This is a genomic window from Halorubrum sp. Ea8, assembly GCF_002252925.1.
Classification (GTDB): Archaea; Halobacteriota; Halobacteria; order Halobacteriales; family Haloferacaceae; genus Halorubrum.
The window spans coordinates 19,438-42,581 of sequence record NZ_NHPF01000033.1 but is presented as its reverse complement, the minus strand read 5'-3'; the positions used below and the strand labels follow the sequence as shown (position 1 = coordinate 42,581).

The 23,144-nt window shown below is 70.6% G+C and carries 17 protein-coding genes and 1 pseudogene; 11 read left to right on the top strand and 7 right to left on the bottom strand.

The window, feature by feature from the left end:
* Positions 1 to 18: 18 nt before the first annotated feature.
* On the bottom strand, positions 19 to 4,749 hold the full coding sequence (locus tag DJ74_RS02575; protein WP_094526233.1) for a glycoside hydrolase family 15 protein: 4,731 nt from the start codon (positions 4,747 to 4,749) through the stop codon (positions 19 to 21).
* Between the two features lie 112 nt (positions 4,750 to 4,861).
* Here DJ74_RS02575 and malA point away from each other — a divergent pair, with 112 nt between their 5' ends.
* From malA to DJ74_RS02555, 4 genes are all read left to right on the top strand, one after another.
* Entirely contained in the window at positions 4,862 to 6,994 is a 2,133-nt protein-coding gene (gene malA, locus DJ74_RS02570) for an alpha-amylase MalA (RefSeq protein ID WP_094526231.1), read from the top strand.
* A complete protein-coding gene (gene gghA / locus DJ74_RS02565) occupies positions 6,994 to 9,657 on the top strand; it encodes a glucosylglycerol hydrolase (protein ID WP_094526228.1) in 2,664 nt (887 codons plus the stop codon). The genes malA and gghA overlap by 1 nt, the downstream gene beginning before the upstream one ends.
* 77 nt (positions 9,658 to 9,734) lie before the next feature.
* Positions 9,735 to 11,225 (top strand): 4-alpha-glucanotransferase, encoded by a 1,491-nt coding sequence (malQ, locus tag DJ74_RS02560; protein ID WP_094526225.1) that lies wholly within the window; start codon positions 9,735 to 9,737, stop codon positions 11,223 to 11,225.
* A gap of 4 nt (positions 11,226 to 11,229) precedes the next feature.
* Entirely contained in the window at positions 11,230 to 12,261 is a 1,032-nt protein-coding gene (locus DJ74_RS02555; protein WP_094526222.1) for a sodium:calcium antiporter, read from the top strand.
* Between the two features lie 4 nt (positions 12,262 to 12,265).
* On the opposite strand, the gene DJ74_RS02550 is transcribed toward DJ74_RS02555, so the two are convergent.
* Positions 12,266 to 12,478 (bottom strand): PLDc N-terminal domain-containing protein, encoded by a 213-nt coding sequence (locus tag DJ74_RS02550; protein ID WP_094522434.1) that lies wholly within the window; start codon positions 12,476 to 12,478, stop codon positions 12,266 to 12,268.
* Positions 12,479 to 12,573: 95 nt separating this feature from the next.
* Here DJ74_RS02550 and DJ74_RS02545 point away from each other — a divergent pair, with 95 nt between their 5' ends.
* The 5 genes and pseudogenes from DJ74_RS02545 to DJ74_RS02525 all read left to right on the top strand — a co-directional run bounded on the left by DJ74_RS02545 (position 12,574) and on the right by DJ74_RS02525 (position 16,883).
* The gene (locus DJ74_RS02545) at positions 12,574 to 13,842 is read left to right on the top strand and encodes a Zn-dependent hydrolase (protein ID WP_094526218.1); all 1,269 of its coding nucleotides are present in this window, start codon (positions 12,574 to 12,576) and stop codon (positions 13,840 to 13,842) included.
* 72 nt (positions 13,843 to 13,914) lie between these two features.
* Positions 13,915 to 14,869, top strand: a pseudogene (locus DJ74_RS02540) (mechanosensitive ion channel family protein).
* A 273-nt stretch (positions 14,870 to 15,142) separates the two neighbouring features.
* A complete protein-coding gene (locus DJ74_RS02535) occupies positions 15,143 to 16,153 on the top strand; it encodes a transcription initiation factor IIB family protein (protein ID WP_094522439.1) in 1,011 nt (336 codons plus the stop codon).
* 107 nt (positions 16,154 to 16,260) lie between these two features.
* Positions 16,261 to 16,440, top strand: a complete 180-nt coding sequence (locus DJ74_RS02530) for a hypothetical protein (RefSeq protein ID WP_094522441.1) — start codon at positions 16,261 to 16,263, stop codon at positions 16,438 to 16,440.
* 209 nt (positions 16,441 to 16,649) lie between these two features.
* The gene (locus tag DJ74_RS02525; protein WP_094522443.1) at positions 16,650 to 16,883 is read left to right on the top strand and encodes a UPF0058 family protein; all 234 of its coding nucleotides are present in this window, start codon (positions 16,650 to 16,652) and stop codon (positions 16,881 to 16,883) included.
* A gap of 207 nt (positions 16,884 to 17,090) precedes the next feature.
* Here DJ74_RS02525 and DJ74_RS02520 read toward each other — a convergent pair whose 3' ends face one another.
* Positions 17,091 to 17,477 (bottom strand): DUF555 domain-containing protein, encoded by a 387-nt coding sequence (locus DJ74_RS02520; RefSeq protein WP_094522445.1) that lies wholly within the window; start codon positions 17,475 to 17,477, stop codon positions 17,091 to 17,093.
* A gap of 88 nt (positions 17,478 to 17,565) precedes the next feature.
* Positions 17,566 to 18,492 carry a DNA-3-methyladenine glycosylase gene (locus DJ74_RS02515; protein WP_094522447.1) on the bottom strand — a complete coding sequence of 309 codons (927 nt, stop codon included), beginning with the start codon at positions 18,490 to 18,492 and terminating at the stop codon, positions 17,566 to 17,568.
* A gap of 143 nt (positions 18,493 to 18,635) precedes the next feature.
* On the opposite strand from DJ74_RS02515, the gene DJ74_RS02510 reads away from it, so the two are divergent.
* On the top strand, positions 18,636 to 19,133 hold the full coding sequence (locus tag DJ74_RS02510) for an SRPBCC family protein (RefSeq protein WP_094526215.1): 498 nt from the start codon (positions 18,636 to 18,638) through the stop codon (positions 19,131 to 19,133).
* 28 nt (positions 19,134 to 19,161) lie between these two features.
* Here the strand turns inward: DJ74_RS02510 and DJ74_RS02505 are convergent, their stop codons facing one another.
* Positions 19,162 to 20,802, bottom strand: a complete 1,641-nt coding sequence (locus DJ74_RS02505) for an ATP-binding protein (RefSeq protein WP_094526212.1) — start codon at positions 20,800 to 20,802, stop codon at positions 19,162 to 19,164.
* A 60-nt stretch (positions 20,803 to 20,862) separates the two neighbouring features.
* Positions 20,863 to 21,750, bottom strand: a complete 888-nt coding sequence (locus tag DJ74_RS02500; RefSeq protein ID WP_094522453.1) for a DMT family transporter — start codon at positions 21,748 to 21,750, stop codon at positions 20,863 to 20,865.
* 105 nt (positions 21,751 to 21,855) lie between these two features.
* On the opposite strand from DJ74_RS02500, the gene DJ74_RS02495 reads away from it, so the two are divergent.
* A complete protein-coding gene (locus tag DJ74_RS02495) occupies positions 21,856 to 22,152 on the top strand; it encodes a hypothetical protein (protein WP_094522455.1) in 297 nt (98 codons plus the stop codon).
* Between the two features lie 27 nt (positions 22,153 to 22,179).
* On the opposite strand, the gene DJ74_RS02490 is transcribed toward DJ74_RS02495, so the two are convergent.
* Complete coding sequence (locus DJ74_RS02490) at positions 22,180 to 23,070, bottom strand: hypothetical protein (protein WP_094522457.1); 891 nt, start codon at positions 23,068 to 23,070, stop codon at positions 22,180 to 22,182.
* Between the last annotated feature and the right edge of the window lie 74 nt (positions 23,071 to 23,144).

Sequence of the window (23,144 nt, the reverse complement as noted above, 5' to 3'; positions counted from 1 at the left end):
AAAGAGGCCGCGGATCCGTTACAGCCGAAGCCGCTTAACTGACGTGCCGGCGCCGCCGAAGTCGGCGAGCGCCGCGTCCGCGTCGCCGCCGTCGGCCGTCGCCGCCGCGACCACCACCGTGTCGGCGTCGAGGTCGGCGTCCAGTCGGACCTCGTACGCGCCGTCGTCGGGCGTCGCGAGCGTCGAGCCGTCGGCGGCGTACACCGCGACCGCCTCGGCGTCGGTCTCGCCGGAGACGACGAGGTCCTCGCCCGCGTACTCGACGGCGGCGGTGAGGTCGGGCCCCGCGGGGCGGTCGCCTTCGACGTACCGCTCACGGACGACGGTCGGGGTCTCGACCGGCTCCCCGGCGTCGACGCCGTGCGCGAGCCGGATGTAGCCCGCCATCGACCACGCGAGCGGGGTCGCCCCCCCGGTTCCCTCGCCGAACTCCCAGCCGTAGTCGGTCGGGTGCTCGCGGTCCCACACCTGCTCGGGGAGCATCCGCCCGGAGTTGCCGAACCCGGCCATCGTCTCCAGCAGGGCGGCGGGTTCGAGCTCGGCCTCCTCGGTGCCGCCGAAGGCGTCGGGGCCGTCGGCGCGGGCGCGGAGCTCGTACTCGCCGCGCTCGCCGGTGAAGATCGGCCACAGCCGGCCGCGGCCGTCGCCGGTGCCGGCCCAGGGCGCGCCCGGGTCACCGGCGGCGATCTCGCCGTAGGCGTCGCCGACGTAGCGGTACCACGCGGGGCCGTACGGCGTATCGACGCGGATCGATTCGTCGACGACGGAGACGGAGTTCCGGACCGTCTCGTCGTCGGCCGGCTTCACCCCGAGCCGGACGAGTTCGAGGAAGCCTCCGTCGACGATCTCCCGCTCGTCGTAGGTCGGCCCGTCGTTGGCGATCGTCCGCGGTCGCCCGGAGTCGGGGTCGCCGTCCGCGGTGACCCGGAGGTAGTACGGCGTCTCGGCGTGCCGATCGGTCCCCGTCGACGTCGCGCACCACTCCTCGACGCGCGCGGTCCAATCGTCCGCGAGCCCGAGCCACGCGAGCGCGTCGGCGCGGAGCTCGTCGGGGGCGGGGTCGTCGCGCGAGCCGCCAGCCGGGCCGCCGCCGGACTCGATCCGGCCCGCCTCCGCGAGCGCGAGGGCGGCGCCGCAGACGAGTCCGGCGATCTCGGCGGCGATACTCGACGGCGAGAAGCCGGCCTCCTCCTCCCAGCGCTCTTGGGCCGTCTCCGGACCGTTCGCCGCGATGTAGCCGAGCGAGCGCCGGACCTGGTCGTAGGTGTAGTCGGCGTCGGCCGGCGCGGTCCCGTGCTCGTACAGCTGCCACGCCATCACCGACGGGAACGCGATGTTGTCCATCTGCTCGCCGCCCCAGCGGGTGCGGCCGTCGATGTAGGTGTTCTGCGGCAGGAAGCCGTCGTCGTCCTGCTGGGTGTTGTAGAGGTACGCGAGCGCGTTCGCGCCCCGCTCGACCTCGCCGACCTCGATCAGCGCTGTGAACACCTGATAGAGGTCGCGCGACCAGACGAAGTTGTAGCCGTAGCCGCGGTCCTCGGCGGCGTATTCCGTCTCGCCCCACGGCACCGACGGGCTCGCGATCCCCGCGCCGTCGTGGCGCTTGTCCTCCACGGCCGCGAGGGTCATCAGCGCGAAGCGGTACTGCGCCTCCAGCTCCGCGTCGCCGGTCACCGAGTCGGGGAACTCCCGGCCGGCGAGCCAGTCGCGCCACGTCTCGACGTAGGAGGCGGAGACGTCGTCGAAGCCGCGCGAGATTGCGCCGCGGGCCTCGCCGAGCGCGGCCGCGGTGTCGGCGTTCTCGGCGAAGCCGAGCGCGACCGTGTCGGAGACCGCGGTCCCGCTCCCGACGAGCCCGGCGAGCACGACGTTGCCGGTCCCCTCCGCGGTGCCGTCGCCGCGCTCCCCCTCGCTGAACAGGGCGTCGGCCTCGTCACCGCCGGCCGAGAGGACGCTGGCCCACTCGAACCGGTCGTCGCTGGCGAGCGCGAGCGCGACCTCGAAGGAGTCGCCGCCGTCGTCGACGAGTTTCCCCGTGCTCCGCTCGGCCGCGTCGTCGTTGCGCGCGAGGAGGTGGTACCCGTCGGCGCCCGCCACGCGGTCGCCGCGGTCGTTCGTCCCGACGTTCGTGATCGTCGTGTCGACCAGCGCGTACACGTCGTACTCACCCTCGCCCTCGAAGTCGACGTCCGCGAGGACCGCGTCACCGTCGGTGTCGACGGCGTACTCGACGGTCAGCGTCCACTCGTGGCCGTGGCCGTCGCCGGTCTCGCGGATCGTCTGCGTGTACGCGAGCGCGTCGCCGGCGGTCGGTTCCGTCGTCCGCTCCACAGTTTCCGTCGCCGTGACGTGGCTCGTCTCGTCGAACGTCCGGACGGTGTGGCCCGTCTCCGGGTCGGCGACGAGGAAGTCGAACGTGCGGACGTTCATCACGTCGATCCGCGGGAAGCGGGCCTCGGTGAGCGCCCCCTCGGTCAGGGTGAACCAGACCGGGACCGGGTCGTCGGCCTCGTGGTCGGCGGGGGTCCCGACGCCGAACTTCCGGCCCGTCGTCCAGTGGGGCGCCTCGCTCGGTCCGGTCGGTCGGTCGTGCGGGACGGGGAGCGCGCCGTGCTTCGCGAGCGTCACCGTCGCCTCGATCCGGAGCGCGTGCGACCACCCGATCGGCGTCGCGCCGTCGAGGTCCCCGTCGTCGAACGCCTGCTCGGCGAACAGCCCGGCGTCGTTGACGAAGTGACCGTCTGGCTCGCAGAGGGTGTAGAGGTCTCGGGCCGCCCCGAACAACTCGTCGGCGTCGCCGTCGCGCTCACGCACGAGCCCGCCGAGCGAGGCGGCGGCCGTCGCGCCCCACAGCGTCGCGATCGACCACACCTTCGCGGCGCCCTGCTCGGCCGTGCGCCAGTCGTCGCCGGTGAACCTGACGATCCCCTCGACATCGGCCGTCTCCCGGCGGAGCGCCTCGATCGAGTTCCGGACGTGCCTCTCCACGCGGTCGAGGAACGCCTCGAAGTCGGCCGTTGCGACCGCCGCGCCGGAGCCGTCGGTGACCGCGCCGTCGACGTCCGCGCGCTCCTCGCGGAGGGCCGCGTACTCGACGGTCGCGCTCGCCAGCGCGAACGTGCTGGCGTCCGCACGGTCGTCGCGGCTCTCCGCGCTCGCCCGTTGGGGGAACCGCTCGGTGTCGGGGTTCCAGCGGTCGTCGAGCCCGGCGATCGCCTCGTCGGCCGCCGCCGCGGCCGCGACGCGCGTCTCGTCGTCGACTGGGGCACGGGCGACCGCGGCGAACGCGCGCAGGTAGGCCGCGCCGGTGTGGGTGAACCGCCCGAGGGCGTTCTCCCAGCAGTTCTGACAACGCCGGGGGAGCCCGTCGTCCTCGGTCGTCTCGCGGAGGAAGGCGACCGCGTCGGCGATCGTCGCGTCGATCCGCTCGCGCCACTCCTCGGGGAGGTCGGTCGTCCGGCGGAGTCGGGCCAAAAACGCGACCACGGACGCGGGCTGGTCCAACTGGTCGTTCGGTCCGGCCGTCCCGTTCGCGCCCTCGATCCTGGCGTTCGCCCAGCCGGGGGCGACCTTGCCGGAGTCGGCCCAGACGCGGTGGGGCCACGAGCCGTCGGCGTCCTGCGTGCGACAGAAGAAGGAGGCGGTCGCGAGCAGCTCCTCGTCGGCGTCGAGGCCGACCTCCTCGCTCGCGGTCAACAGCGCCGTGGCGGTCTCCGCCTCGTCGCGGAACCAGGTGTAGCCGTAGCCGCCGGAGGTCGAGTAGAAGGGGTCGAACTCGGGGGCGGCGATCCGAGCGCCGGACTCGGCCGTCAGCAGGTCGAGCGCCCGGAGGTCGCTCCTGATCACGTCCCGCCGCGGCACGTCTTCGGGCACCTCCGGCCCACGGCCGGCCGCCGCCTCGCGGAGGTCGTCGGCGTCCGGGTAGGCGGTCGCGATCCGAGAGAGCTCCTCGATCCGCCGGCGGCGGTCGGGACCGTCGGAGAGCGCGGCCAACGCGTCGTCGCCCGTCTCGCGCGTCTCCTGCCGGTCGACGACGGCCCGGCTCGCGAGCGTGACGCGCTCGGTCCGGCCGTCGCGCTCGAAGGGCGCGCGGACGACGACGTCCGGGGTGAGCCGCGAGTCCTCGCGCTGGTCGATCTCCCCGCGGTGGGGGAACCCTGCCCCGCCCTCGCCGAGCAGTTCAGTGATCGTGCGGAGCCGCTGGCCGTGCGCCGCCGTGAGCCCCGTCGACGCCGTGAGGAAGTCGTGCTCGGAGCGGTGGTACACCTCGACGACGCTCCCGTCGTCCGGTCCGGCCCCCTCGTGGACCAGGTTGCCGACGCGGCCCTCGACCATGTCGGGCGAGAACGCGCAGGCGGCGACGAGCTCGGCGCCCGCGGGCGGCGCGCCCCGCAGTTCGATGTGCGTCAGGTGGGTGTCGCTCACGACGAGGTCGAACTGGTGGATCGTGTACCGGCCCGCGTCGTACTCGGTCTCGACGAGCGGCGTGTCCTCGTCGTAGTGCTGTCGCGTCGTCGTGAGATCGTCGAACCAGCGGACGCCGCGGCCGGCCGTGATCCCCATCCGGAGCCGGTCGGCCCCGCCGACTCCCGACAGGGAGTACGAACAGTCGTGGACGGTGCCGTCGGGCCCGACGTGGACCAGACGGCCGTCGTCGCCCGTGAACGCGCCGGCGGTCGTGGGACGCTCCGCCGGATAGCGCTCGCCGCGCCGACGTTCGTGCTCCGTGAGAGCGGTTCGCAGTCGCATAGTCGCCCTGCGATTCCCTCGGTAAAAGCCTTGACGAACGAGGCGACCGACCGGTTTCGCCGCGATCCGGCGAAGGGGAACAACGAATACCCCGGGTGCCGATGGATGGCACATGCACCACCCAGGACCCCCCCGATTCCTCTCGACCGGGGAGACGACGCAGCTCGCCCCGCGGGACCCGGACCCGACGGCGGAGTACGAGTGGCGCGTCGCCGACGCGCCGCCGGACAGCGAGGCGACAGTCGGCGAGGACTCGGTAACCGAGTTCACGCCGGACGTCCCCGGACAGTACCGCCTCGGCCTCGACGCGCCCGACGGCGACCACCTCCTGACGGTCCGCGCGTTCGCGGCGAGCTACGAGGGCGTCGACGTCGCCGGCGGCAGCGGCACGGCGATCCGCGACCGCGACGCCGACCACGCCGCGATCGACTACGGCGCCGAGCGGCCCCACGAGGGCGTCGGCCGTCCCCGCGTCCGGCTCGACGCGACCGTCGAGGAGGCGGAGGGGGGCGGAGCGAGCGGAGACGCAGCGGGCGAGGGAGAGCGCGCCGAGGTCGTCGTCCGAGCGACGCCGACACCGAACCCCGAGTCCGCCCTCGACGCGTCGGAGCTCGCGGTCACCTTCGTCGTCGACGATCGCGACGTCGAGCGAGCGGTCGCGGAGGGGCGGCGGAACCCGCGGGACGCGTTCCGGACGACCGACGACGGACGCGCGCTTCGGATTCCGGTCGACGCCGTCCCGGACCGGCTCCGCGTCCACGCGGTCGCCGTCGCCCGCGAGCCGGGTCGCGAACAGCGGGTGAGCGTCGCCGACGCGGTCGCCGTCGAGCGGGCCGACCGGAGCGAGCTCGCGGACGCTGACGAGGACGAGACCGCCGACCCGGACCTGACGACCCCCGTCGACGCCGACGGCCCCGCCTTCGAGACGGTCCGACTGAACCAGCCGCCCGAGTGGACGGCGGACGCGACCGTCTACGAGGTGTACGTCCGGACGTTCGCCGACGCCGACGAGGGCGAGGCGTTCGAGTCGATCGCGGAGCGGATCCCGGAGATCGCCGACCTCGGCGTCGACACGCTGTGGCTCACGCCCGTGCTCCAGCACGACGGGAAGCCGCACGGCTACAACATCGTCGACTTCTTTGACGTGGCGGAGGACCTCGGCGACCGCGACGAGTACGAGGCGCTCGTGGAGGCCGCCCACGACCACGGGATGCGGGTGCTGTTCGACTTCGTCGCCAACCACACCGCACGCGACCACGAGTGGTTCGAGGACGCCTACCGGAACCCCGACTCTCCGTACCGCGACCGCTTCGAGTGGCAGGAGTCGGGCGAGCCGGGGACGTACTTCGACTGGGAGCTGATCGCGAACCTGAACCACGCGAACCTCGACGTGCGGCGGTTCCTCCTCGACGTGATCGACGAGTGGGCGCCGCTCGTCGACGGGTTCCGCTGTGACATGGCGTGGGCGGTCCCCGACTCGTTCTGGCGCGAGCTCCGCGACCGGGTGAAAGACATCGACCGCGAGTTCCTGCTGATGGACGAGACGATCCCGTACATCCCCGGCTTCCACGAGGGGATGTTCGACATCCACTTCGACGCGACGCTGTACTTCCAGCTCCGGCAGGTCGGCCGCGGCGCCGAGCCGGCCGCCTCGGTGTTAGACGCGATCGACCAGCGCGCGGAGATCGGCTTCCCCGACCACGCCGGCTTCCTCCAGTACATCGAGAACCACGACGAGACGCGCTACCGCGTCGAGTGCGGGGACGCCGCCGCGGCCGCCGCGGGCGCCGCGACGTTCACCCTGCCCGGCGTGCCGATGGTGTACGCCGGACAGGAGATCGGTCAGCGCGGCCGCCGGGACGCGATCGCGTGGGAGCACGCGCGCGACGAGGTCCGAGATCGCTACGAGCGCCTGCTCTCGACTCGCGACGACCACCCGGCGCTCGGGCCCGAGGGCGGCCTCGAACGGGTGGGGTACCACGTCGCCAGCGGCGACCTGAGCGAGCGGCCGATCGTCGCTAGCGGCGACGTCCACCCGGACGACGTGGTGGCGTTCCGCCGGAGCGACGGCGCGGAGTCGCTGATCGTCGTCCTCAACTTCGCGCCCGACGAGGCCAGCGTCGCGGTCGACGCCGACCACACGGACCGCGACCTGGTCACCGGGGAGTCGTGCGTCGTCGTCGACGGGGAAGGGACGGAGCGGATCCGCGTCGACGAGGTCGCTATCGTCAGGGAGACGGAGTGATGAGCGGGGACGCGGGGGACGCGGGGGACGCGTCGCGCGATCGAACGCGCGAGACGCTCCCCGACCGGACCGAAGCCCTCGTCGAGCGGGCGCGGGCCGACCGCGAGGCGGCGGCCGATCGGTTCGAGGCGGCCCGGTCGCTCGCCGAGCGCCTCGGCGCGAATCCGATCAGACCTGAGGGCGCGGACCCGGCGACCGACCCGCCCGAGGGCGTCGGCTTCGGCTTCTGGACGCCCGACCTCGTCGACGCCGGCGTCCCCGTCGACGACGTGCGACTGGAGCTGTTCACTCCCGTCGCCGAGGACGGGGGCGACGGCGACGACACGGCGGTCGACCCCGGCCGCGACGACCTCCGCGAGGCCACGTTTCGCGTCGACCGGCTCCCGGTGGAGCGCGACGAAGAGTTCCACTGGGTCGCCGTCGACGGGATCGCGCTCGGGACGCGCGACCGGCTCGGCGCGTTGTATCAGCTCGTGTACCGGACCGCTGGCGGCGACGAATGGGAGACGGTTCGGGACCCACTCGCGTACTCGCTCCCGTTCGGGGCGTTCGCGCCCGCGGAGGCCTACGACTGGCCGCGCCTCGACGCGACGCGCCCCGACGGCGACCACTTCGACTCGCTCGGGACCGACGAGGAGGCGCTCCCGACGACGGCAGACGACGGGCTCCCGCGGATTGACCCCGCGACGAGCATGGTTGAGATCCACCCCGGCACGTCGACCGAATCGGGGTCGCTCGCGGCGCTCGCGAAGCGGTTCGAGGCGATCGGCGAGAAGCTCCGAACCGGCGAGCCGCTCGCACCTCACGAGCGGAACTACGTCGGGTACGACGCGATCCAGCTCATGCCGGTCGAGCCGCTAACGCAGGCGTACGGGCGCCAGTGGTACTGGCGCCCCGGCGGAACGTACGAGCCCGGAGACGGCGAGGACGCTCGCGGGTCCGGCCCGGAGCGCGGCGGCGGGTCGGACGACGCGCCAGTCGACCCCGCGTCGGCGTTCGACCGCGAGCGCGACATGGAGCGCGCGAGGGTCGGCGTCGAGCGCCCCGACCAGACCAACTGGGGGTACGACGTCGTTGTGAGCGGCTTCGGAGCGGCGAACCCCGCGATACTGGAGACGAGACGGCCCGACGAGCTCGTCGAGTTCATCGCCGCCTGCCACGGGATGCCCGACCCGATCCGGGTCGTCTTCGACGTCGCGCTCGGGCACGCGGACGAGTCGGCGGCGGAGCTGCTTCCCGACCCGTTCTTCGAGGGGCCGGGGATGTACGGCCTCCACCTGAACTACCGCCAGCCCGTCGTTCGGGCGATCATACTCGAGTTACAGCGCCGGAAAGCGAACTTCGGCGCCGACGGCATCCGGATCGACGGCGCGCAGGACTTCACGTACCACGACGAGGAGACCGGCGAGCAGGTCCACGACGACGCGTTCCTCGCCGAGATGGACCGGGTGACCCACGAGGTCGCCGGGACCGAGTACCGCCCGTGGATGATCTACGAGGACGGCCGCCCGTGGCCGCGGGAGGACTGGGAGCTCGCGTCGACGTACCGCACGCTGATCGAGCAGCACCCGCACGCGTTCCAGTGGTCGCCGGTGACGTTCGCGCACAACAAGCCCGCGCTCCTCACGTTCTGGGCGACGAAGTGGTGGCGCATGCGCGAGGTCGGCGAGATGGGAAGCCAGTGGATCACCGGCGTCGCAAACCACGACACGCTGCGTCGCGGCTCGCAGGTCGAGGTGACCGACGACTGGGGCGGCGCGCTGATCAACCCGTACCTCGCCGACTCGCCGCCCGAGACGATCCGCGAGGCGTACGACAGCCCCGCCGCGCTCGTCTGGTTCCACGTCGCGATGCCGGGCGTCCCGATGGACTTCCTCCACGCGAACTACCGGGCGCCGTGGGGGTTCGTCAGGGACACCGACCCGACGTGGAACGTGAAGGTCGTCGCCGAGGAGGCGCCGTGGATCGACTGGCACGTCCCGGAGGGGGCGTACGGCGAGCGCGACTCGTTCACGCGCTTGAAACAGCTCGGATTCGAGACGCGCGCCGAGCTGAGGGAGTTCGTCACGACGCTCGCGGCCCTGGTCGACGCGACCGACTACGACCTCGACCTGATCGCGGAGCTGCTGTCGGTCAAGGGCACCCCCCTTCGAGGTAACGCTCGCGGCGAACTCGCCGCCACCGACCTCCAAGCGTTCTCGTTCGCCTGGAGCGCCGACGTGGCCGAGTACCTCGTCTTGGACCGCTGGGAAGACGCTCAGGGCGATGCGCGGACCGCGTTCGACCGCCGCGTCCGCGAGTTCCGCCAGTCGCGGCCCTGGCTCCGCCGCGACGTCGACCCGGACCGCGGCGAGGCGTTCGGCTACCGGCATCCGACGGAGGGAACCGTGGTGTACCAGGCGCTCAGACGCGACCCCGACGGAGACGAGGCGCTGCTCGTCGCATGCAACGTGGAGGGAACCCCAGTCGAGGTGTCGCCGACGGACGTCCTCGACGACCTCGGCGTCGCCGGGCGCGACGACGGCGGCGAGCGCGACGGGGCGCCCGACTGGACCGTCGCGCTCGCGGCGCCCGACACCGACGCCTCGGTGGGATCGGACGCGGGGGTCGTCACGCTCGAGACCGCGGACGCGGTCGTCTGGCGCGCGGGCCGCGGCGACTGAGTCGGCCGCCTGGCCGCGACATCCGAGCCCCCCGTTCGGACGCAACGCTTGAGTCGGTGGGGGTCACAGGGAGACGCATGCGATTCGACCGCTCCGACGGCGTGTTCTGCCACGTCACCTCGCTGCCGGGACGACACGGGATCGGCGACCTCGGCGACGGCGCCGCGGCGTTCCTCTCGTTCCTCGGCGACGCCGACGTCGACCACTGGCAGATCTGTCCGCTCGGGCCGACGATACACGCCGCCGGGGAGTCGCCGTACCAGTCGCCGTCGGCGTTCGCCGGCAACCCCCTCCTGATCGACCTCGACGGGCTCGTCGCCGACGGTTGGCTCGACTCGTCCGACCTCGAACCGGTCCCCGACTTCCCCGACGACCGCGTCGACTACGGCGCGGTCCGGGAGTACAAGCTCCCGCTGCTGCGCGACGCATTCGAGCGGTTCGACGCGGAAGCGGGAGAGGAGGACGAGGCGGACCTCGACGCGTTCCGCGATCGCGAGCCCTGGCTCGCCGACTACGCGCTGTTCCGGGCGCTGGCCGACGCGCGGCCCGAGGACACGTGGGTCGAGTGGCCGGAACCCATCCGAACCCGCGACCCCGAGGCGCTCGCCGAGGCGCGCGAGGAACGCGCGACCGAGGTCCGGTTCCGCGAGTTCGTCCAGTGGACGTTCGACCGGCAGTGGCGCGAGCTCCGATCGGTCGCGGCCGAGGAGGGCGTCTCGATCGTCGGCGACGTGCCGATATACGTCGCGCTCGACTCCGCCGACGTGTGGGCGAAGCCCGAGGCGTTCCGACTCGACGAGGGGAACCGTCCGACCGCGGTCGCCGGCGTCCCGCCGAACCCGGGCGACGACGGACAGCGCTGGGGGAACCCCGTCTACGACTGGGATCGGCTCGCCGAGCGGGAGTACGACTGGTGGATCGCGCGGTTCCGGCGGCTGTTCGAGCTCGCCGACGTCGCGCGGCTCGACCACTTCCTGGGGTTCGTGAAGTACTGGGCGATCCCGGCCGACCGCGACGACCCGGCCGCCGGCGAGTGGCGGGAGGGGCCGGGGCGTGACCTGTTCGAGACGGTGGAGCGCGAGCTGGGACAGGCCCCGTTCATCGCCGAGGACCTCGGGTTCGAGGAGCGGGCGATGAACGAGCTGATGGCGGAGTTCGGCTTCCCTGGCATGCGCGTCTCCCAGTACGCCGACTGGTGCGAGGAGGGGAACCCGTACCAGCCGATGCACTACCCCGAGGGCGTCGTCGGCTACACTTCGACCCACGACACGGACACGTGGATCGGCTACTTCGAGGACCTCCCGGAGCGCCAGCGGGACTGCTTCCGGTACAACGTCGGCGCCGACGGCGACCGCGCGCCCGAGTGGGAGATCATCGACGAGGTGTGGGACTCCGAGGCTGTGCTCGCCGTGACGACGATGCAAGACCTGCTCGGGCTCGGCAGCGAGTCGCGGTTCAACGAGCCGGGGACCGTCGACGGCAACTGGGAGTGGCGCGTGACTCGGGACGACCTCGACGACGAGATCGCCGACCGCCTGTGGGAGCTCGCCGGACGGCACGTCCGGTAACGCGGTGTTCGGTGGCATCCTCCCGGACTCGCCACTCTTCCACGTCGCGGTGATCGCCGGAGCGACCGCGGCCATCTGGGTCGGCAGCGGGTGGATCGAGGAGTCGGCCCAGACGCTCTCCGCGTACTACGGACTGCCGGCCGTCGTGCAGGGCTCGATCGTCGTCGCCGTCGGGTCGAGCTTCCCGGAGCTGGTGAGCGTGCTCGTCACCGCGCTCGTCGGCGTCTTCGACATGGGCGTGGGCGCGCTCGTCGGCTCCGCCATCTTCAACGTGCTCGTCATCCCCGCGCTGGCCGGGATCGGCGCCCAAGGCCCCTTGGAGTCCAGCCGGACGATCGTGTACAAGGAGGCGCAGTTCTACATGATCGCCGTCGCGGCGCTCGTCGTCACCTTCTCGCTCGCGGTCATCTACGTCCCGGTTCCCGCCGAGGCGATCGCGGGCGAGCTGACCCGGCCGCTCGCGCTTATCCCGCTGACGCTGTACGGGCTCTACCTGTTCATTCAGTACCAAGACGTGGGCGACGCCGACATCGAGACGGTGCGCGACGGTGTCGACGTCAGACGGGAGTGGGGGAAGCTCGCGGCCGGACTGCTCGTCATCGTGGTGACCGTCGAGCGGCTGGTCGCGTCGGTGGAGTCGCTCGGCACGACCTTCGGCATCCCGGAGTTCCTCGCGGGCGTCACGATCGTCGCGGCGGCGACGAGCCTCCCCGACACGCTGGTGAGCCTCCGGACGGCGCAGGAGGGGCGCGGCGCGACGAGCCTCGGGAACGTGCTCGGCTCGAACACGTTCGACCTCCTCGTCGCCATCCCGCTGGGCGTGCTCATCGTCGGCCGCGTTGAGGTGAATTTCTCGACGGCCGTTCCGATGTTCGGGGTGCTCACGGCGGCGACGGTCCTGCTGTTCGCGGCGCTCCGGACGGACCTGTCGCTCACGAGCCGCGAGTCGTACATCCTACTCGCGACGTACCTGCTGTTCGTGGCGTGGATGATCGCCGAGACGGTCGGCGTAACGAGCCTCCTGCGGGGGGTGTGAGCGCCTACCGAGTCCGACCGATGATGAAGTAGAGCACGAGGCCCAGCAGCGGCGCGAGGAAGGCGACGATGGCCCAGAGGAACGCGGGCTGGTCGCTACGCTGCTGCGCGTCCGAGTAGATCCAGACGATGATGGCGAGCTGTACGAGCAGCACCAGCAGACCGAACAGGAAGGCGATCCCGCCGGCCAAGGCCTCCTGCAGCAGTATCGGGGACATCGGCCGATATCACTCGGGGGCGTAATAAGTGTCTTTGGGGCCCGGTCCCGCGCCGACCATGAACCGTTTTGCTCCGGCGGCCCTCCGATCCGCGCATGGACCTGCCAGTCGACGCCGAACGACTCCGCGCGGACCTGGAGGCTAACGCGGCGTTCGGACGCGTGGAGTACGACGACCCGGAGAGGCGCGGACGGACGAACCGGACCGGGAGCGAGGCGAACGCGGCCGCGCGAGACCGGCTGGTGGAGCGCCTGGAGGCGGCCGGCCTCGACGTCGCGGTCGACGGAGTCGGGAACGTGCTCGGAACGTGGGTCCCCGACTCAGCGGACCCGGAGGCTGCTCCCGTCGTGAGCGGGAGCCACCTCGACAGCGTTCCTGAGGGCGGGATCTTCGACGGCCCGCTCGGGGTGTACGCCGCCTTGGAGTCCGTGCGCGCGATGCGGGATGCGGGCGTCGAACCCGCGCGACCGGTCGGCGTCGTCAGCTTCACCGAGGAGGAGGGGGGCACCTTCGGGGAGGGGCTGCTCGGGTCGTCGGTGGCGACGGGCGAGACGGCCGTCGACGAGGCCCTCGCGTACGAGAGCGACGCCGGCGAGACGCTGGGCGAGGCGCTCGACCGGATCGGCTACCGCGGCGACGACGCGATCGACCCCGCGTCGTGGGCGGCGTTCTACGAGCTCCACGTGGAGCAGGACACCGTCTTGGAGGAGGCGGGCGCCGACGCCGGCGTGGTGACGACGATCACGGGGATCACCCACTGCGAGGTGACGGTCGAGGGCGAGGCGAACCACGCCGGCGCGACCGCGATGGGCGACCGGACCGACGCGCTCGCGGCCGCGAGCGAGTTCGTCCTCGACGTGGAGGCGGCCGCGAACGACGTCGTCGACGAGTCGAGCGTCTCCGCGGTCGGCACCGTCGGGTCGCTCTCCGTCTCGCCGAACGCGACGAACGTTGTTCCGGGCCACGTCGAGGCCGGCGTCGACGTGCGCGACGTCGAGACCGAATCGATGGACGCGATCGTCTCGGCCGCGCGCGAGTCGCTCGCCCGACTGGAGCGCGAACGGGGGGTCGAGACGTCGTTCGACCGCCCCTTCGACGTGGCGCCGACGCCGATGAGCGAGCGCCTCCGAGAGGCCGCCCACGCCGCCGCGGCGGACGCCGAACGGGACGCGCTCGACCTCCACTCCGGCGCGGCGCACGACGCGATGCGCGTGGCCCGCGTCACCGACGCCTCCCTCCTCTTCGCGCCCTCGCGGGACGGGATCTCGCACAACCCCCGCGAGTGGACCGACTGGGAGGACTGCGCGGCCGCGACCGAGGTGCTGGCGGGGGCGCTGACGCGGGTCACGGGCGACGAGGCGTAGCGGGGCGACTCGGGGTCGGATCGGACGACCGGACGTCACAACCGTTTTGCCGGTCGGCTGCGAGCGGCTAGCGTGAGACGTCCACTCGCGTCGCCGCCGTCGCGCTCGGCGTCGTCGCCGCCGCCGTTGGCACGATCGTCGAAACGACGGGTGTCCTCGGCGGCTGGCCCGACCTGGGTGGCTACCCCGCGACGCTCGTCGTCGGGCGGGCGCTGCTCGTTGTCGCCGTGGGGGCGCTGCTGTACGGGTCGTACCTCCTCGCGGTCGGCGTCCTGATGCGGTCGGCGAACAAGCGGCGCACGTACAACACGCGCAACCTCCTGCGACTCGTCTTCGGCTTCGTGGGGACGATCGCGACGCTCGCGGTGCTGACCGAGAACTGGCTCGGACTCCTGTTCTCGCTCGGGGTCATCGGCTTCGCGGTCACGTTCGCGCTCCAACAGCCCCTCTTGTCGCTGATCGCGTGGGTGTACATCACCGTGAAACAACCGTACGGCGTCGGCGACCGCGTCCGGATCGACGACGCGAAGGGAGACGTGATCGGCGTCGACTTCCTCGTGACGACGCTGTGGGAGATCAACGGCGAGCTCGTCACGACGAACCAGCCGTCGGGACGCGTGGTGACGGTGCCCAACAGCGTCGTGCTCTCCTCGAACGTCGTCAACTTCGGCGGGGGCGGCTCCCCCTACGTGTGGAACGAGGTCGGGGTCCAGGTCGCCTACAAGACCGATCTCGACTTCGCGCGCGAGGTCATGGCCGAGGAGGCGAGCGACCTGATCGGCGACGAGATGGCCGCCGGAATCGCGGCGTACCGGGAGGCCCTCGCCGAGACGCCCGTGGAGCTGGAGGTGCACGACCGTCCGATAGTGAACGTGACGCAGGGCGAGTCGTGGGTGGAGCTCCGCGTCCGGTACCTCGCGCATCCGCGTCGCGGCAGCGCGTGAAGAACCGGCTGAACGAGCGGATCCTCGACCGTTTCAACGACGCGCCCGGTCGCGTGGCGTTCCCGGTGAGCCGAAATCGCTAGCGCGGAGGCGATCGAGCCGCCGCCGAACGGAGGTCGGTCGCCGTTCCGTCATGATTTATATACTGTAACTATTCGGTCGTCATCCGGCCGCCGATCCCGACGAAGATGCGATAATACGGAAACGGGCGGTATCGGGCCTATATGGGCCGTTAAATGAGGTGTGTGGTAACTTTAAACACGTCACATTTATATACTCTGGTGACTTACTATTGGTTAACGAATCGGCGAGCCCGGCACCAGTATTTCGGTCGGGAGTTCGATCGGAGAGAACCCATGACAGAAACACGTACGCGCGACTACGGCGGGGAGACGGAGCGAGAACGAACGAATCGAAGCGGAACGACCGAGACGGAATCCGAGGAAACGGAGTCGACGACGGCGGAGCGGACCACGACCTGCCCCGAGTGTAGCGGGAGCCTCATCACCGACACGGAGCACGGCGAGACGGTGTGCGACGACTGCGGGCTCGTCGTCGAACAGGACTCGGTGGACCGCGGGCCGGAGTGGCGCGCGTTCAACTCCGGCGAGCGGGACAGCAAGTCGCGCGTCGGCGCCCCGACGACGAACATGATGCACGACAAGGGGCTCTCGACGAACATCGGCTGGCAGGACAAAGACGCCTACGGCAAGTCGCTGTCGAGCCGGCAGCGCCAGAAGATGCAGCGGCTCCGCACCTGGAACGAGCGGTTCCGCACCCGCGACTCGAAGGAACGCAACCTGAAGCAGGCGCTCGGCGAGATCGACCGCATGGCCTCGGCGCTCGGCCTCCCGGACAACGTCCGCGAGACCGCCTCGGTCATCTACCGCCGCGCGCTGAGCGAGAACCTCCTGCCCGGCCGCTCCATCGAGGGCGTCGCGACCGCGTCGCTGTACGCGGCCGCCCGGCAGGTGGGGAACCCCCGGAGCCTCGACGAGTTCACCGCCGTCTCCCGCGTCGAGAAGATGGAGCTCACCCGGACGTACCGCTACGTCATCCGCGAACTCGGGCTTCGCGTCCAGCCTGCGGACCCCGGGAGCTACGTCCCGCGGTTCGTCTCGCGGCTGGAGCTCTCCGAGGAGACCCAGCGGCTGGCCCGCGAGCTCCTCGACGGCGCGAAAGAGTCCGGCATCACGAGCGGGAAGTCCCCGGTCGGGCTCGCCGCGTCCGCAGTGTACGCGGCCGCGCTCCTCTCGAACGAGAAGGTGACCCAGAGCGAGGTGTCCGACGTGGCCGACATCAGCGAGGTCACCATCCGGAACCGGTACAAGGAGCTCCTCGAAGCGAGCGAGGGGCTGGCGGCCTAACACCGCCGTTCGATCCGTTCTCTCCCTGTCATTTCTTCCCGCGTTCGAGCGCGTTCGAATAGCCCTCGCCACGTACGCTTTTAACCCGGCCGCGTGTACGGCAGGCCATGGTGGATGCGTTCGTCAGACTGGTCTGTCCGGAGTGTACGAAGGAATGGCAGGACAACCCCGCTGATCTCCAGAGCCTCCGCTCGAACTTCAGCTGCCCCGAGTGTCACGCGACCCGCCGGCTGACGGAGTTCATGCGGACCGAGCGCGACCTCGAGGCGGTCAAGCAGTTCCAGTAAGTCGCACGCGACCTTCGAAACCGAGTCAGCTCCGCGGCGGGACGGCTCTCCGTCTCGGGCCCCCTCAGCGGGCGCGTGCGAACGAATCCTTCCCGATCGATAACCCGAAAAGACCCGTCTACGCCTCGTATCCGGTGAATACGCAAAGTTGCATGGTAACGTGACTCAAGATAATAATATAAACCTCCGGTAGCAAAGGGCTGTTACTCATGAAGAAGCAGGAGCTCATCCATCTTCACGGCCTTCTCGCGGAGGTACGAAAACAGTGCGAATTCTGGAACGAGGATATTGACCTCGAAGCCTACGAAGAACTTGGCGTCAAGCCGACATCGATTCACAAGTCGAAGACCGACCACAAAGCGGCCGTTTTTAAGCTGACCGAGGGAATCACGGAGCCGATGGAGGAGTCCGAATCGGAGCCGCTGGCCCCGACCGCAGACTGAAATTTCGTCCCGCTTCCTGTCCTTCCCCGCTCGCCGAGCGGTAGCCGTACTCGCGGGCTCGCCTCCCGCGCAGTCGACGCTCGCGTAGTCGGCACTCGCTCAGTCGGTAGTCGACCCGGTGGATCTCTCGGCCCGCGAGAGCGACGTCGACACCAAGGGCTGTCCGACTCGCTCCGGTCCACGGTCTCGCTCGGGGTCGCCGGCGCGTTACGGCCCGTCGTCGGGTAGCGACTCCGACTCGTCGTCCCCCTCGTCGTCCGTTTCGAACTCCTCGACGTCGAGTACCTTCAGGGGGATGTTCCGGAGGCGCTGGCCGATCTCCTTGCGCGCGACCCGGCTGGCGTGTTCGGCGCGTTCGACGTTGAACACGTCCATGCGGAGTTCGAGCGCGACGAGCGCCTCGTCGGCGGCGACGAAGGCCGGCGGCAGCTCCTCGCCGGCGGGAGACGTGCGGCTCCCGGTCTCTATCTCGACGTAGCTGAGGTCCGGATTCAGCATCTCGCCGGTCTTCGAGATCGCGATCCGGACGGCTTCGTCAGCGGTCCCGACGTCGTACACCGGGACGGCGGCCTCCACGACGACTCGGCAGTCCATCACGGTGACGTGTACCACACGCGCGAGTATGAAACTTCGGCCGACAGGTCGAAACGTCGAAACGACGACCGCGCGCGAGCGTCCCGACTCACTCGCCGCCCGCCCGGAGGTAGTAGAACACGTACGTCTGGGCGTATCCAGCGTATTCGCCGCCGAAGCGCTCGCGGATCGCCCGCGACGTCTCGACGTAGCCGCCGCGCTCGCAGTCGGGGTAGTACTCCTCGATCGTCGTCCGGATCCAGGTGTCGAGCGGCACCGCCTCGAGGAAGCCGAGCGAGAACAGCAGCACGCAGTCGGCGACCTTGTCCCCGACGCCGACGAACCGGGTCAGCGATTCGCGCGCCTCCTCGTACGGGAGCTCCGCCGCCGCCAGCGGGTCCGCCTCGCCGGACGACACCATCTCGGCCGTCCGCTGCACGTAGGGCGCGCGGTAGCCCAGCGAGAGGTCGCGAAGCTCCGCCTCCGTCCGGGCGGCGAGCTGCTTCGGCGTCGGGAACGCGTGGTACGCCGCTCCGTCGAGTTCGACGACGTCGCCGTACGTCTCCCGGAGGCGGCGCTGCATCCCGTGGATCCGCGCGACGCGCATCTGCGCCGAGCAGATGAAGGAGATCAGACACGGAAACGCCGGATCGCGAGTGAGCCGCATTCCCTCGTACGCGTCGTACGCTCGTTCGAGCAGGGGGAGGTCGGGGGTCGCGTCGAGGATCGCGTCCAGGTCGTCGTCGAGCCGGAACAGGTGTTTGAGGAGCGGGACGGCGTCGATCGCCGACTCCCAGTGGAGCCTCCCGTCGTGGACCCCGCCCTCGTGTCTGACCCGCAGCGGGACGCGCTCGTCGACGACGCCGGGGATCGGGGAGACGACCGTCTCGTACCAGTCGTCGCCGCCGTGGGCGTGGAGGTCCGCGTACGTCTCGCCGTCCGCGCGGTTCCAGAGGTAGCTCTGACCGCTCTCGACGGTCGCCTGCAGATCGAACGGCCCGTCCAGGTCCGCGATATCTATCGCGCCTCGTTCCATTACCGATCTGAGAGGGTCGCAGCCGTATTCGGATTTCGGTACCGGCGGTGGCCAGCGACGTCGCGTCCGAGACGTCGGGACCGATCGGCGGCAACTCCCACGGGCGAAGCGGGGTTTTTGACCGGTCGCCACGTAGCGGGTGTATGCCGACGTACCGCCGGACGACCCGCGTGCCCGCCCCCATCGACGAAGTGTGGGCGTTTCACTCCACGATCGACGGCCTCCGCGCACTCACACCGGACTGGATGAACCTCCGGATCGCCGGCGTCGAGGGGCCGGACGGGGAGCCGGACCCGGCGGTGCTCGTCGAGGGATCGCGGATACGGATGTCGATGCGACCGTTCGGCGTCGGGCCCCGACAGCGGTGGGTCTCCCGAATCGTCGAGCGGAAGCCCGACGGCGACACCCCGGTCAAGGAGAGCGCGCGCTTCGTCGACGACATGGTCGGCGGCCCGTTCCGTCGGTGGGAACACACCCACGCCTTCTACGCCGACGGCGAGGAGACCCTCCTCGTCGACAGCGTCTCGTACCGGCTCCCGCTCGGCCCGCTCGGCGACGTCGCCGGCCCCTTCGCGAAGGTCGGGTTCGAGGGGATGTTCCGCGACCGACACCGGCGGACGATCGAGCGGTTCGAGGCGTAACGGTCGTGGAAGCGGGCGGTTCGCCGGTTCAGGCGGGAGCGGCCGCCGTCTCCGCTCCGAAGGTGAGTTCGAACACCGCACCGCCGTCGTTTCGAACCTCGAGCACCCAGCCGTGGGCGTCCGCGATCCGGTCGACGATCGCGAGCCCGAGCCCCGAGCTCCCGGCGGTCGAGAACCCCGAGTCGAACAGCGAGTCGCGCGCGTCGGGCGGTACCCCCGGTCCGTCGTCAGCGACGTACAGCCCACGCGCGCCCGAGCCACCGCCGTCGGTTCCCACTTCGATGTTGACATCGGGCCCGCCGTGGTCGACGGCGTTCCGGAAGAGGTTCTCGAACAGCTGCCGCAAACGCTCCGGATCGGCTTCCACGTGACCGACGTCGTCCCCGACCGTCAGCGTCGCCTTCGGCGCCCGCACGCAGTCCCAAGCGCCCTCGGCGAGCGACGCCACCGGGACGGACTCCGTCTCGTCGATCGCGTCGCCGCGCTTCGCCAGCATGAGGAGGTCCTCGATGAGCGTCTCCATCCGGTGTACCGCGCGTTCCATCGCCTCGTACTCCGCGCGCGCGACGTCGTCCTCGACGAGGTCGAGGTACCCGGAGAGGACGTTGAGGGGGTTCCGGAGGTCGTGAGAGACGACCGCGCTGAACTGCTCGAGCCGTTCCGTCTGGCGACGGAGTTCGAGCCGGCGTTCGTTCCGCGCGAGGGTGTGCGCGATCAGGTCGCCGAAGGTGCGGTACGCGGCGACTTCGTCCTCGGTCCACGCTCGCGGTTCATCGGTCTCTAACGCGAGGACGCCGATGAGCTCCCAGTCGCTGACGAGCGGGACGTGAACCGTCGCCGGCGGGGCTCCGTCCCCGGCACCCGGAACCGAACCGGCGTTCGCGCCCGGGGGCGATCCCGTGTCCGACAGCGGACCCTCGTCGGTCGGGGTCGCGTCCCCGGATTTACCGGCGGAGATCGGTGGACGGACGACGTTCTCGAACGTGGACAGCGCCTCGGGACCCGGAAACTCCGCGTACGATTTCGAGCCGGGGTCGCAGTTCCCCGAGGACCAGTGATACGCCGGCTCGAACGCGTCTCCAGCGTCCAAGTAACAGATGATTCGGTCCACCTCGACCTGCCGGCCGACCTGCTCCATCGTCCAGACGATTTTCGTCTCGACCTCGTCCGACCGAGTGCTCATCAGCGTGGTACCGGCGTCCAGCAGCGCCTCCCGAAGCCGTACGACGTCGTCAGCGCCGAGTCGCGTCAGCGCGGGTTCGATCGCGTCCCGGAGGCGCTCGACGAGTGAGTCGGTGCAACTTCCGTCAGTTTCCGCTCGCTCGTTCGGATCGACGCGGACGACGTCGTCCGCGCCCGCGTCTATGACGGTGCGGGTCAGTTCGACTCCCGGCTCCTCCACGGCGACTATCACCGGCACGCTCTCGGGGGTCGCCGCGAGGCGTCTCCGAACGTCTCCCGACGCGAGGGCATCGGCCGTGGTGACTATCCCGCAGGCGTCGGCGAGCGGCGACCGCTCCTCCTCCGCGACTGGCGCTAGCGCCGCCGGGGCGGCCACCCCGTACTCCGGCGTCCGGGGGGCGCTCCACGCGTCCGCGACCGCTTCGCGGACGCGGCGGCGGACGTTCGTGTCGTCACCGACGTAGACGACGGCGGAACGACGAGGCATACAGATAGGTCCGGCCGATAACATTTCAACGTTAACGCCCGAATATCGGCCGTGAGAACGTTAGCTCGCCGTCCCCGTCGACGTCAGCGCGATCCCAGCGAGGACGACGGCGCCCCCTACCAGCGTGATCGGAGTCGGAACCTCGGCGAGAAGGACCAACGCGAGCACGGTCGCGCCGACCGGTTCGCCCAGCAGCGACACGGACGCAACGCTCGACTCGACGTGCGCGAGCGCCCAGTTGAGCACGGTGTGACCGAGCAGTCCCGGGCCCAGTGCGAGCCCCGCGAAGAGCGCCCACTCACGGGGTGGATACCCGCCGAGCGGATGCCCCTTTGCTAGCACGACCGCGAAGAGCGCCACGGTACAGACGCCGTAGACGACGACCACGTACGGGACGAGCGAGACGCGCTGCCGGAGCGAGCGACCGGCGAGGACGTAGCCGGCGGCCGTCACCGCGCCGAACAGCGCCAATCCGTTCCCGTAGAGCGGTCGCGGACCGACGAGCACTCCGCCGAGGAGGTCGCCGACGGACATCGCGACCATCCCCGCGACCGCGACAGCGATGCCGAGGGCCATTCGGCGCGTCACGCGCTCTCGGAGGAGCAGCCACGCGCCGAGCGCGACGAACACCGGCTGCGCCTGGACGAGCGTGACGCTCGCCGCGACACTCGTCCATTCCAAGCTCTCGAACCAAGCGGCGAAGTGGAGCGCGAGCGCGACCCCCGACAGCGTCGCGAACGCGAGATCGCGGCGGCCGATTCGGACGAACTCGGTCCGATACCGCCAGATTGCGGCCGGAAGGAGCGGTAGCGTCGTGAACAGGACGCGGTAGAACGCGGCCACCGAACTCGGCGCCGCGCTGAGCCTGACGAGAATCGCCCCGGCGCTCACGGCGACGACCGCGGTCGCGAGGGCGGCCGTCGGTGGGACGCGAGGGTCGGCGGACATCGTCGTCGGTCGTTTCGCCCCCCGTCGCTTACGGGTTTCGGGACGAGTCGTCGCCTTCGGTAACGTGCCGACGGAGATTTGCGACTCCGGTTCGAACGGCGACGCATGTGCGCTGACACGTTCGGCGTGGGGATCCACCTCACCGATACGGAACTCCAGTTCGTCGTTCACGTCCCGTCGGACGTCGACTCCGGGTGGACCGACCCCGAGGCGTTCCAATCGTTGGTCGCAGAGACCGTCTGGGACCTGCTCGATCAGCAGGTCGTTCTCGGGACCATCGCCGAACGGTTCGAGGCAGAGACGACCGTCACGCTGGGGACCGTCACGCTCGAATCGGACGGTACCGTCGTGTCACACGAACTCAACCCCCCGACTTCAACGCCGGAGGACGAGACGGAGTGAATCGGGCGGGACGAACGCGTCCACCGGTCAGTCGTCGCCGACCGTCCCCGGTCCGCCGTCCGGATCCGTCTCGTCCGCCGACGCCGCGAGGACGGCCCCGACGACCCACATCCGATCTCGATCGTACGCGGTGAGATCGTACCGCGTCGAGCCGACGGTCTCCCCCCACGTGTCGAGCACACCGAGCCGCACGAGCCCCGACAGCGTCGCGCCGAGCGTCCGCGGCGTCGTCTCCGGGTCGGAGAGGGCGGCGTGGACCTGCCGCGACTGGGGGTAATTCCGCGTACAGCGCTCCACCCCCTCGCGCGCCTCTGCCCAGTGGCGGCGCACGTACCCGAACGTCGTCGGGTCGTCACGGTGCAGTCGGTCCAGGGCTCCCGCGACGGGATGGTCAACGCTTCCCACGTCGCCGGTCGGATCGAACAGCGATCGGACGTCCGCGGCCACTTCGGGACGATACGAACACCCGACGACGACGTCGTCGACGCCGGACAGCCCGCGCAACCCCGTTACGAACGACCGAGCCGCAGCGACTCCTCTGTCGGTCACCACCGGAACGATGTCGTCAACGACGATCGAGGGCACTTCCCCCTCGGAATCGGCGACGTACGTCGAAACGGCGTCGACCACGCGATCGAGCTCGGTGGACGCGTCAAGCATCGTGTACGCGAGCCGCCGTCCCGGAACGACCTGTGTCGTCGCCGTCGATCCCCGGGTGGTGTCGCTCGCGGAGACGATCGCCTCGCTGGAGGGCCCCGACCCGGGCGAGTCGCGCCACCCGCGTCGCCACTCCTCGATTCCGGTTCCGAACAGCACGGAGATCACTCGTTCCGACGGCACATCGTCACGAACCGGTGGCTGCCCCGTCGCGGACAGTCGCACCGTGACGTCGTGATCAGGGTCCGTCGGAACGGCCATGTGTGACGTTAGCTTCAGCGACAAAATTCATAAACTTATGGGTAGACATCTCAATATTGAAATTCGGCTGCTTC